Annotated in this window: 9 protein-coding genes; all 9 read left to right on the forward strand. The window is 65.8% G+C overall.

Translation table 11 applies throughout. The annotated features are described in order from the left end of the window. Positions 1–133 precede the first annotated feature (133 nt). The 9 genes from eccCa to ABD269_RS29290 all read left to right on the forward strand — a co-directional run bounded on the left by eccCa (position 134) and on the right by ABD269_RS29290 (position 12,174). On the forward strand, positions 134–4,078 hold the full coding sequence (eccCa, locus tag ABD269_RS29250) for a type VII secretion protein EccCa (protein WP_344122739.1): 3,945 nt from the start codon (positions 134–136) through the stop codon (positions 4,076–4,078). Between the two features lie 100 nt (positions 4,079–4,178). Next, the gene (locus tag ABD269_RS29255) at positions 4,179–4,643 is read left to right on the forward strand and encodes a hypothetical protein (RefSeq protein ID WP_344122741.1); all 465 of its coding nucleotides are present in this window, start codon (positions 4,179–4,181) and stop codon (positions 4,641–4,643) included. Between the two features lie 55 nt (positions 4,644–4,698). Continuing rightward, positions 4,699–7,014, forward strand: coding sequence for a hypothetical protein (locus tag ABD269_RS29260; RefSeq protein ID WP_344122743.1), 2,316 nt, complete (start codon positions 4,699–4,701; stop codon positions 7,012–7,014). After that, positions 7,014–8,132 carry a hypothetical protein gene (locus ABD269_RS29265; RefSeq protein ID WP_344122745.1) on the forward strand — a complete coding sequence of 373 codons (1,119 nt, stop codon included), beginning with the start codon at positions 7,014–7,016 and terminating at the stop codon, positions 8,130–8,132. The genes ABD269_RS29260 and ABD269_RS29265 overlap by 1 nt, the downstream gene beginning before the upstream one ends. Positions 8,133–8,167: 35 nt before the next feature. Further along, positions 8,168–9,265, forward strand: coding sequence for a hypothetical protein (locus ABD269_RS29270; RefSeq protein ID WP_344122747.1), 1,098 nt, complete (start codon positions 8,168–8,170; stop codon positions 9,263–9,265). A gap of 293 nt (positions 9,266–9,558) precedes the next feature. Then, positions 9,559–10,056 carry a hypothetical protein gene (locus tag ABD269_RS29275; RefSeq protein WP_344122749.1) on the forward strand — a complete coding sequence of 166 codons (498 nt, stop codon included), beginning with the start codon at positions 9,559–9,561 and terminating at the stop codon, positions 10,054–10,056. A 128-nt stretch (positions 10,057–10,184) separates the two neighbouring features. After that, on the forward strand, positions 10,185–10,574 hold the full coding sequence (locus tag ABD269_RS29280; RefSeq protein WP_344122751.1) for a tautomerase family protein: 390 nt from the start codon (positions 10,185–10,187) through the stop codon (positions 10,572–10,574). 90 nt (positions 10,575–10,664) lie between these two features. Then, positions 10,665–11,402, forward strand: coding sequence for a rhomboid family intramembrane serine protease (locus tag ABD269_RS29285; protein ID WP_344122753.1), 738 nt, complete (start codon positions 10,665–10,667; stop codon positions 11,400–11,402). Positions 11,403–11,436: 34 nt separating this feature from the next. Then, on the forward strand, positions 11,437–12,174 hold the full coding sequence (locus ABD269_RS29290; protein ID WP_344122755.1) for a helix-turn-helix domain-containing protein: 738 nt from the start codon (positions 11,437–11,439) through the stop codon (positions 12,172–12,174). Positions 12,175–12,202 lie beyond the last annotated feature (28 nt).

The raw sequence follows: 12,202 nt of genomic DNA on the forward strand, positions 1-12,202 counted from the left end.
TACGCGCGGCGGCCACCCTATCGGGAGCGCGCCGGGGGTACGTCGATAGGATCACCGTTCCGCGGAGGGGAGGCCGGCGCCGGAGGGGTGCCGCGCGGAAGGTCCTCACCGCGTGGAGGGGTTGAGGCATCCGGTGAGCCAGGTCGTCGTCCATCGCCCGCCCCGGAGTCTGCCGCCGGACGTGCCCGGTGAGGAGATCCGGCTGGAGGCGCCTCCCGAGCTGCCGCGCGGCCGTCAGGACAGCGTGCTGATGCAGCTGTTGCCGACGCTGGGCATGGCCTCGTCGATGGTCTATTTCTTCATGCCGGGCGCCGCTCCCATGATGAAGATCATGGGCGTCATGATGATGTGCTCGACGCTGGGCATGACCGTCGCGATGGTCATGAGGCACCGTCAGGGCTCCCAGGGGCAGACCGCGGACATGCGCCGCGACTACCTCAAGTACCTCGCGCAGACGCGGCGGACCGTGCGCAGGACGGCGCGGGCGCAGCGGGACGCGCAGTTCTATCTGCACCCCTCCCCCGACCAGCTGTGGTCGGTCGTCGCGGAGGGCACCCGGCTGTGGGAGCGGCGGGCGGGCGACGACGACTTCGGGCAGGCCCGGATCGGGCTGGGGGTCCAGCAGCTCGCGACGCCGCTGGTGGCTCCGGAGACCGCTCCGATAGACGACCTGGAGCCGTTGACGACGGGGGCGATGCAGCAGTTCCTGGCCACGCACGGCTCGCTGGACGGCATGCCGATGGCGCTGTCGCTGCGCGCCTTCTACCACGTGACGCTGTCGGGCGACCCGGAGACGGTGCACGGGACGGCCCGCGCGCTGGTCGCGCAGCTGGTGACGCTGCACTCGCCGGACGACCTGGTGGTCGCGGTGGTCGCGGCGCGCGGGGCGGCGTCCTATTGGGAGTGGGCGAAGTGGCTGCCGCATGTGCAGGTGCCGGGCGCGGTCGACGGGGCGGGCGCGCGGCGGCTGATCGGTGACGAGCTCGGTGAGCTGGAGGAGCTGCTGCGGCCCCGGCTGGAGGGGCGTACGCGCTTCAGCCGGGACGGGCAGCCGGTGCTCGACCAGCCGCACGTGGTGCTCGTCCTGGACGGCGGTACGGTGCCGGCGGAGTCGGTGTTCGCGGCGCCCGAGGGGCTCCAGGGCGTGACCATCGTCGAGGTGGTGCCGGGGGATCTCGGGGAGCCGCGGGGCGGGCTGTCCGTGGTGGTGGAGCCGGGCGAGCTGCGGCTGCTGTCGCAGGTCGCGGTGTACGACGGGGTGCCGGACACGCTGTCGATGGAGGCCGCGGAGGCGCTGGCGCGGCAGCTCGCGCCGCTGCGCACGGGCGGCGGTGACGGCGACGAGCCGTTGCTGGCCAACCTCGACTTCACGGATCTGCTGGGGCTGGGTGACGCGGGTTCGGTGGACGTGGCGCGGACGTGGCGGCCGCGGTCGTCGGCGGAGCGGCTGCGGGTGCCGATCGGTGTCAGCGAGGACGGCACTCCGGTGATGCTGGACATGAAGGAGGCCGCGCAGGACGGCATGGGCCCGCACGGGCTGTGCGTCGGCGCGACCGGTTCCGGCAAGTCCGAGCTGCTGCGCACGCTGGTGCTGGGGCTCGCGGTGACGCACTCCTCCGAGACGCTGAACTTCGTCCTCGCGGACTTCAAGGGCGGTGCGACCTTCGCGGGCATGTCGGCGCTGCCGCACGTGGCGGCCGTGATCACGAACCTTGCGGACGACCTGACCCTGGTCGACCGCATGCGCGACTCGATCACCGGTGAGCTCCAGCGGCGGCAGGAACTCCTGCGCTCGGCGGGCAACTACGCCAACATGCACGACTACGAGAAGGCGCGCGCGGCCGGTGCGGCGCTGGAGCCGCTTCCTTCACTCGTCCTGGTGATCGACGAATTCAGCGAGCTGTTGACGGCCAAGCCGGACTTCATCGACATGTTCATCCAGATCGGCCGGATCGGCCGCTCGCTGGGCGTGCATCTGCTGCTGGCGTCGCAGCGCCTGGAGGAGGGCCGGCTGCGCGGTCTGGAGACGTATCTGTCGTACCGCATCGGCCTGCGGACGTTCTCGGCCGCCGAGTCGCGTACGGCGCTGGGCGTGCCGGACGCCTATCACCTGCCCTCGGTGCCGGGCTCGGGCTATCTGAAGTTCGGCACGGACGAGATGACGCGCTTCAAGGCGGCGTACGTCTCCGGCCCGTACCGCACGGCTCCGGCCGCGGGGGCCGGGGCGGGCGCCCTGCCGATCGAGCGCCGCCCGGTGCTGTTCACCGCCGATCCCGTGCCGGTCACCTACACCGCGCCCGTGCCCGCGGTCGCGGCCCCCAGGGGCGAGGATCCGCAGGCGGAGACGGTCCTGGACGTCGTCGTCCGGCGGGTCGAGGGCCAGGGCCCGCCGGCCCACCAGGTGTGGCTGCCGCCGCTGGACCGGGCGGCGGCCCTGGACGAGTTGCTGCCGCCGCTGTCCGCGGTGGAGGGGCGCGGGCTGACGGCCCCCGGTCACGGTCGTCTCGGCCGTCTCGTCGTTCCCATCGGCCTCATCGACAAGCCCTTCGAGCAGCGGCGCGACGTCCTGCACCGCGACTTCTCGGGCGCGGCCGGCAACATGCTCGTGGTCGGCGGCCCCCAGTCGGGCAAGTCGACCCTCATGCGGACGCTGGTTGCTTCCTTCGCGCTGACCCACACGCCCGCGGAGGTGCAGTTCTACGGCCTCGACTTCGGCGGTGGCGGCATGAGCGCCATCGCGGGCCTGCCGCATGTGGGCGGGGTCGCGTCCCGCCTCGACCCGGAGCGCGTGCGCCGTACGGTCGCCGAGGTGGCGGGCATCCTGGCCCGGCGCGAGGAGTACTTCCGGGCCCAGGGCATCGACTCGGTCTCGACGTACCGGCGGCAGCGGGCGGCGGGCGGCTTCGCCGACCAGCCGTGGGGCGATGTCTTCCTCATCGTCGACGGCTGGGGCAATTTCAAGCAGGAATACGACATGCTGGAAGGCGTCGTCACCGATATCGCGGGGCGGGGCCTGGGTTACGGAATCCATGTCGTCGTGACCGCCTCCCGCAACATGGAGGTCCGCGCCTCGCTCAAGGACCAGCTCCTGAACCGCCTGGAACTGCGACTCGGCGACACCATGGACTCCGAATTCGACCGCAAGGTCGCCGCGAACGTCCCCGCCGGGGTTCCCGGCCGTGGCCAGCTCCCCGAGAAGCTCCATTTCATGGCCTCTCTGCCGCGCATCGACGGCGACAGCGACCCCGAGACCCTCACGGACGCGACCGCCGAACTCGTCCGCGCCGTCGACGAGGCGTGGACGGGCCCCAACGCCCCGGGCGTACGGCTCCTCCCCCGCAAGCTGCGCGCCGACGAACTCCCCAAGGGCTTCGAGAATCCGCAGCAGGGCGTCGCCATCGGAATCGACGAGACCAATCTGGAGCCGGTCTTCGTCGACTTCGAGACCGACCCCTTCTTCCTCGTCTTCGGCGAGAGCGAATCCGGCAAGACGGCACTGCTCCGGCTCCTGGCCAAGCAGATCACCGAGCGCTACGGGCCGGACGAGGCGAAGATCGTCGTCGGCGACTTCCGCCGTACGCTCCTCGACGTCATCCCGGAATCCCACCTGCTGGAGTACGCGCCGCTCGCCTCGGCTCTCTCGGTGCACGCCAACGCCCTCAACGGCCTCATGGAACGGCGCGCCCCGAAGCCCGACATCACCCCCCAGCAATTGCGCGACCGGAGCTGGTGGTCGGGCCCGCGGTTCTTCGTCATCGTCGACGACTACGAACTCGTCTCGACCAGCAGCGGAAATCCCCTCTCCGTCCTGACGGAGAACCTCCCCTTCGCCCGCGACGTCGGCATCCGCTTCATCATCGCCCGCAGCTCCGCCGGCGCCTCCCGCTCGATGTTCGAGTCCTTCATGCAGCGCGTGAAGGAACTCGGCGCACAGGGCGTCGTCCTGTCGGGCGACCCCGGCGAGGGCGACCTCCTCGGCGGCGTACGCCCGCGGCCGATGCCGCCGGGGCGCGGCTTCTTCGTCTCCCGGAAGCGGGGGGCTCCGCTGGTGCAGGTGGGGTGGCTGCCGGAGGAGTAAGAGTCCGCCAAGGATCAAGGAAGGGGGTGCGCCGAGGCGCACCCCCTTGTTAGTTTCGAACGCACAAATGCCCTGTTGCCGGGGCGCGTTGGGGGGGATTGTGGCGTTCGACGATGAATGGGCCGGGCTGCGCACGGATGCGGCGGCCCGGATGCGGCTCAACGGGGTTCCCGGAGGCGGTGGGCTCCCCGGCCTCCCGGAAAGCAGCGACGCGGACCTCAAGTCCTCCGCGGCGAAGAAAGCAGCCGCCATCGCCGCGCTGGAGCAGCACATACAGCCCGACGTGCAGAAGGCGGGCAGCGCCATGGACGAAGCGACGGAGGCCGCGGCCAAGGGTTTCAAGGAGTGGGCGACGGGGGCCGGTATCGACGGGGCGCTGAAGGGGTGGCGCGCGTCGGTGAAGTCGCTCCAGGGTCAACTGGCCATCGAGAAGGCAGGGCTGAGCGGAGCGAACCGGCTGTACCGCGGCACGGACATCCACACGGGCAATCAATTCCCGCTGCTCATCCCGAAGGACGCCAAGGGCGGGAAGCCGCCTTTCCCCTCGCGGGTATCCGATTACTAGGCCCTGGACCGCACCGAGAGGAAGCTGAGCGAGCATGCTCACGTACCACCAGGTCATGACCACGGACCTCTCTCTGCTGACCACGGCGGCGGCGAAGTGGGAGACAGCGGCGAAGGACTTCGAGACCGTCCAGAAGACGTACGACAGCCAGGTGCGCAACGTGGCTGCCGACGGGTCCTGGAAGGGGGTGGCCGCCGACCATTTCCTGGAGACGACCAAAACACAGACGTACAACCAGTACACGGCGGCGTCGACGGAGGCGCGGGCGATCGCTTCGCTGCTGCGGGATGCGCATGGGCAGTTCATGGAGTTGCGGAAGAAGCTCGAGGACGAGGTCAAAGAAGCCGAGAAGGCCGGGATGAAGGTCAGTGAGAACGGTGTCGCGACCTTCGACTTCGCCAGAGCCGACAAGGCTCTGGCAGACGCGGCACGGCACGACCCGGACCTGCACACCACAGAAGCCGGCTACAGCAGCCGGATTGCCGGCGTTGTCCAGGCCGTCGACGACGCAGACCAAGGTGTGAAGCTGGCCCTCCAAGCAGCGGTCCAGCGCACGGACCTGTTCGACGGCTTCGCGAACGGCTTCAACGCGAAGGCGGAAGGCGACATCGAGAAGGTCGAGGCCAAGGAGGCACAAGAGCTCGCGATGAAGCTCAACTCCACGGGTCATCTCGATGCGAAGCAACTGGCGGAGATGGAGCGACTCTTCCGCGACAACTCCGGCAACAAGGAGTTCAGCCAGACCTTCCTAACCGGTCTCGGCGCAGAGAACACATTCAAGTTCACGAACAAGCTGAATGAGCTCGGGCACGGCTCCGACAAGCGCAAGGGCGATTACCTGACCCTCGACAAGGGTCTGGCACAAAGCCTGGCAACGGCAACGGATGTACCCACGTTCAAGGACGGCGGGAAGCCGCTGGATCCGGGCAGCGCGGAGTATTTCTCGGCATACAAGAAGTGGCTCGGCAGCAGCGATGGAAAGTTCTACAAGAACTGGATGGACGACCTGAAGGTCGCGGGCATCAAGCAGTTCGGCCAAGAGGGCCTCACCGATCAGGGGCGAATAGGCGAAGGGCGATCACAGCGAGTTCGCGGATACCAGTCCCTGGTAACCATGATGCAGAAGGGAGGGAACTATTCGACTCAGTTCTTGCATGATTTGTCCGACGACATGGTCGCCGTAGAGAAGAAGGACAAGAACGTCTGGGATCTGTACGGGCCGTTCAGTAAGAAGGACACAAGCTGGTTCGCCTACGATCCGGTCGACCGGGCCTTGGGCATCATGAGCAAAAACCCTGGTGCGGCTACCGCATATTTTGACCCGAAGGCTCAGATATTTGACCGGGATGCGAACGGCGGAGAGGGAACTTTCCGCAAGAACGACAGGTTCGACTACCTGCGCGAGAAGCGGGATTGGGCCGTGATGAACACCATGGACACCAAGACCCAATGGGAGCACCCGGGGCCGGACGCAGAAGCCAAGGACAGCCATAAAGGCTTCGGCAATGCCCTGCAGGCTGCCGCCACCGGTCGGGCTCCGGGCCAAAGAGCCGAAGGGATTCACCCCCAGCACTCCGATGCCCAAGTGCGCGTTTTCGGTGAGATCGCATCAAAGTACGGCGAGTACACCAAGGTGAATCAGGACGCCATGCCAGGAAACATCCGGGAGAACATGGCTAACACCCTTGCGGATTACCCGAAGGACGTGCACGAAATCTTGGGCAAGGGTGGCAATTTGACGACCGGACCACAGGACGCAAGCATAGACCGCAAGAATCTGGCTCAATTCATCCGGGCAGCGTCTGAGGACGGTAAGGCGTTCCACACAATCCATTCCTCACAGAGCCTCGAGGCAGCGCAAACCGTCAACAGTATGGGCCGTGACGACTTCCTCGACGAGAGCACGAACCATCACTCCAGAAAGGTGCTCGAGTCCATAAAGGAAAACGCGCGAGTTTTCGGGGCATTGGATGGGACGCGAGCCGAAGTGATCGCAGCCCACCGAGACAGCCAAATATTCCAGAACAACTGGAACGCCAAAATAAACTACCATCTAATTGGAGCTCCCTTCACCGATATCCCTTACGTAGGCGACAGTCTGCAGAGATACGTGGATGTCGGAACGTCCATGTACGCGAATCGCCTCAACGACGAAGCGACAGCCAAGAGCAAGGACGAGCTCATCACGCTGTACGACGGTGGCCAAAAAGAGCTGGAGGAAATGCTCGCGAAGCGCGCCGAAGACCTCCGTGTCTCAGTCGCGGACCTCAAGGCCACAGGCGGGCGTGGACAAGATCTACTGACCGCAGTGGACTCCAGCTATGCGGACGGCATTGGACGCGTTCGGCGAGCTACCGGCGAGGTGAGTTGATGTTCCGGAAAGATCCGAGGCGCGCCTTCTCGGCGCAGGCAAAGCTCATCGGCATCATCACGGCAATGGCCCTCCTGGCCGGCGCCGGACTTGCGATATTCACCTGGAATCGCATGAGCCAGACCACCAGCCAGAGCAATTTCTGCGGAAACCTACTGTCCCGGGAAGATGTCAAATCGGTGGGGATCGATCTCTCCGATTACTCACTCTCAGAAGCCTCTTCCCCCGACGACTACACCATGGAACAGCTCTGCAAGATATCAACACCAGCCGGCAACACCTTGACACCCGCATTTTCACTCAGGTACCGGGCCGCAGATCAAATGTGGCCTTATGGGGGCCGCTCTTATTACGACCGCCTCCAGTACATGTATCAATTGCCGATGGGGAGCGGCATCAACGGGTGGGTGGGATACGACACAGCAGCAGTTTGGCTCCCTGATTCCTGCACATCGAAAACCAAAATCAAGAATGGGCCACTCCAGATCACCGCCACCTTCGATGGTGACCAGAAGAAGAAGTGGGGAGTCGAAGAGACACGGAAAAGGGTTAGCCAAGTGCTCATGAAGGGCGCGATCGGCGTGACCAGGAACCTGGGCTGCTTCGACGAGTCTTTCGCGAAACTCAAACCCTCCCCTGAGCCTCGCATGGAGAATAGGGCGCATCCCGGGAGCACCTGTGATCTCCCTGGCTTCTCACCGTTCCAGCAAGAGTCCTCGACCACGACCTTCCCAGAAGTGCTATCGGGCCACGACTACCGGATGTGGAGTTGCGCCCTGCGCCCTGACAACGACCATTCGGATGCATTCATCGCTTTCAGCATCACGAACAACCCTCAACTGATCGGTGATTACGAGAAGCAGAAATCGGTGGCCAAACCTGCGGGCACGTCACCGCACGGGCAAAACACCAGGGCGGACGCAGGCCATATTTCACTGAAGGAATGCAGTGGAAGCAAAACGATGCTCCGCATGCTGACATACTCGGATGATCCCGATTGGCCAGACAATTACAAGCAGGCCGCAAAGACCTTGCTGCCGGATGACGAGGTATTCGAACGATTCGTTCAGGCCGCAACCAAACGGTTGGGGTGCGCACCTCCGGCACAGGAGCAGTGAACAGAGAACGCCCTCAGCTGATCAGGAGAGGAAGTATGCCCACCAAGGGGTTACGGCGTTTCATGCCCAGGGCAAGCACTGTGGTCATGATGGCAGCGGCACTAGCGCTACTGGCGATTGCCGGATATGGCACCAAGCCTCAATGGCAGCCCTGGTGGTATGCCGCGACCATCTGCGATGGTCACCTGTCCGCAAGTGATTTGGCAGATGTGCTGCCCAATAAACGATTGCAGGCCGGCAAGGAGGAGATGGGATCCGAGTCTGGGCATATGAAGTGTGGGGTGAACACCGACGACCGCCACTCCGCCCTGGCTGTGGACGTCTACTCCAAGCCTGACGAGGTCGCTCGTGAACTCAACCTTGAATTTACGATCCCCCATGAGCCACGCTATGTGTTCCCCAAAGGTATCCCTGGCTTCTACGGCGAATTTGGCCCTCTCATCATCCAGGAATGTCCGGCCTGGGGTCGGGATCCCGAAGGGCGAAAGCAACGGATCGTCACCAGGGTGATGGGGAACTGGGACAAGGAGAATGTGACTCCCTCATCCCTGCGGATCGCCACCGCCATGGCCAACGCGGCCGCTGCGAAGCTCCACTGTGGGGCCGCGCCTCTGCCACGGCCCAAGCAAGCGATGCCGGATGGCCAAAAAGCTGTTCCGTTGAATGGCGTATCCGGTACGCCCTGTGAGTGGATCGCCAAGGCTCCGCTGCCGAGGAACAAATCCGGTACCCCATGGAAAGTGGCGGTACAAACGGACGACCAGGCTCCGATCACCGCATGCACCCTTGTGGATGCAAAGAGCGGACACCCAATGGCCCGTTTCAACGGCTGGTACGGAGACTGGAGCGACCGGCCCTTCGAGACATTGGTAACCGCCAACGTCGAGATTCCTTCCGGATACCACCACGGTGACGCCCTGATGAGTGAGCACTTCGGTCGTGCCACTGCCCGCTGCGATGGCGAACCCGCCAACTATCAGGCAAGTAGCTACACAGCTGATGACGAACAGCACATTTCTGGCTCGGAGTTGCAGCCCCTTCTGGAGAGTTTCGCTCGGGACCAGAGCAAGAGGCATGGCTGCACGGCTCTCAAGCTACCTACGAAGGGCGTGTATCCGAACACTCACCTTTGATGAGGCTTGTCCGATCCGATGAGGTTGTGGAGGAATGGGCAGTGAAAAGCCATGTCGCTGTCCGGCTGATATCGATCGCCCTGGCCCTGTGCGCATCCCTTACAGCATGCGGCGGCAGCTCCCCGTCGAAGGATGCGGCAGCTGATGCCCCTCCGGTCCCAGCGGGCATTCCGGCGCCCAACACCGGCATCGACAGGGATGCGTTGAAAATTCGGAGCACGAACCTGCTCATGCGGAACACGTCGTTTCATGCTTCGGGAACCACTACCGCACTCGGCGGTGGGAGCCAGGAGATGTGGTCGGACCCCGAGCAAGGGCTGCGGTTGAAGGCCACGTCGAGCGAGACGGGGCAGAGCGGCGAGATGCTCTGCAAGGAGGGCACGACGTACACGAGTGCGCCCCTTCTGGCAGACAGTCTGCGGCAGTCCGGGCAGAACATCACGCTCCCGCCGGACCTCACCGATGTCTACGTGCTGGGGACCCCGGGGCAGCAGGGGTGCAGCAGCTTTTACGCGATCGCGGAGACGGCCAAAGCGGACCCCGCTCAGGACGGCTCGGTCAACGGCGTCAAGACCTACGCGGTCGCTGCCGCCTCCGGGCCGACAAGTGACGTCTATCGAATAGCAGCAGAGGAAAAGCCCTACCTGCTCCAGCTGCGGTCCAGCCGTGACGGCCGGACGAGCACCACGACGTACGACTCGTTCGGCGACAAGTTCACCATCAATGTGCCGTCCGACGACAAGACGATGACGATGAACGAGTTCCGCCGCCGCGCCTCCGGGCGTTCTTGAGTCGCTATCGCTCTCATCCACGCGGCTACCCCCTCGTCAGCCTTTGGGCGAGCCGGCCTCGGAAGGGCTCGTTTGTACCTACTAGTATGTACGATCCCTATATCCGTCCGCTCCGGAGGAGAACTGGCATGCCACTTGTCCGAATTGACGCCCTGGGAGCCGACAGCGATCGGCTCGACGCGCTCGGCCGCGCCGTTCACGAAGCCCTGACCGAGACGATCGGCTTCCCGGCCGACGACCGGTTCCAGATACTGACCAGTCACGACGGCACCACCGGCACGCTTCGCTATGACGACTACCTCGGTGTGCACCGTGACGACGGCATCGTGTTCGTGGCCATCACCATGCGGTCCGGGCGCGCCCCGGAGCAGAAGCGGGCGCTGTACCGGCGGATCGCCGAGCTCGGCCAGGAGTACGCGGGTACCGAGCCGCGGAACATGTTCGTCACGCTGACCGAGAACGAGTCGATCGACTGGTCGCTCGGCAATGGGGTGGCGCAGTACGCCGTGGAGCAGTGACTCTCACCCTGGGTCCGGGACATTTGTCATGTCGAAACCGTTAGTTACGGCACTGGCCGGGCCGACGCGGCCGGCCGGATACTTGTGGTCATGATGATCACTGAACGCGCAGGTCTGCGACGGTTCCCCGTGGTGACGGTGGTGGTGTTCGCGGCTACCGCGGCGGTGAACCTCCTGCAGTTCGCGGTGCACGGCGTGCTCGCGGGTCTGGAGCGGACTCCGGCCGGATTGCACGGGGACTGGTGGCGGTCGGTCACCTCCCTGTTCGTCCAGGACGGCGGGGTGGCCGGGACGGTGAGCAATCTGCTCTTCCTCCTGCTGATGGGGACGGTCGCGGAGCAGGTTCTGTCCAGGTCGCGCTGGTTGATTCAGTACTTCGGGGTGGGAGTCGCCTGCGAGTTCGTCGGTTACGCCTGGCAGCCCACCGGTGGTGGCAACTCCATAGCGATCTGCGCGCTGGCCGGCGCCGTCGCGCTGACGCTGTGGCGTGACGACCCCCGGTTGCCCGACTGGGCCACTCTGGTGCTGCTGCTCTGGTGCGGCGCCATGATCGGGACGCTCTGGTCGGCCGCCTCTGCCCCGGCGATCGTCGCCTGCGTGGCCGCGTCTGCGCTGATACGGGTCGGCAAGGAGCGCGGTATAGCCGTCCACCGGCCGACGGCTCTGGCCGTGCCGCTCGTCGGCGCGGTGCTGGCGGTCGCCCAGAACATCCACGGCGCGGCGCTTCTGCTGGGATGCGCGCTGGCCCTGCTGGTGGCGCGCGATCGTCAGCCCATCTCGCAGACGGCGACCGGCTCCCACAGCATCGAGCGGTCCTCCGTGGCGTAATCGGCGGCGTACAAGAAGGACAAGGTGGGGCGGGATGAGCGAGCACGGCCGGCGGCGGCGTCACCGTACGGTGGACCGGGTCGTGTGGATCCTGGAGGCCGCCGCGCGAGCGCCGGACGGGGTGACCGTGGCCGAGTTGGCGCGGGTCGTCGGGGCGCCGGCGAGTTCGGTGCAGGATCTGGTCAACGGCCTTGTCGCGACGGGGTTTCTGCTGGAACAGCACCGGCGCTTCAGGCTCGGGCCCGCCCCGCACGTCCTCAACCTCATCGCCGACCGGGTCGTCCCGCAGATCAGTCAGGCCGAGCTCGACGAGCTGAGCCGCGTCGCGGGTACCCCGGTGCTGCTCACGGTGCGGGTCGGGCTCGACGCCGTGTACCTCGCGCGCGGCGGCGAGGACGAGATTCCCCGCCTCGTACCGCTCGCCGACCAGCACATGGCCCGGCCGCTGCTGCGTACCGCCGCGGGCCGTCTGCTGCTGGCCTTCACCGACGAGGCTGAGCGCCATGGGCTGCTCGACGAGCTCGCCCGCCATGACCCCGAGGCGGTCGCCGAGTTCCGCCGCGCTCTTCCGGCGATCCGCGCATCGCGGATCAGCCGCAGCGAGGGTCTGGCCGACCCCGAGGCCAGCGCACTCGCGATCCCCGTCACCGACGGCCCCGTCGTCACGGGAGCCCTCGCGCTCATACACCGGCGTCGCGGCCGCTCGGAGCGGCTGAGTCTGGACCGGGCGGCGGCCCGGCTCCTCGCGCACATCCAGGAGGGACGGATGTGACGTCCGCATCGATTCACGGATATCCGTG

This window comes from Streptomyces blastmyceticus, from assembly GCF_039521185.1.
GTDB classification, from domain to species: Bacteria; Actinomycetota; Actinomycetes; order Streptomycetales; family Streptomycetaceae; genus Streptomyces; species Streptomyces blastmyceticus.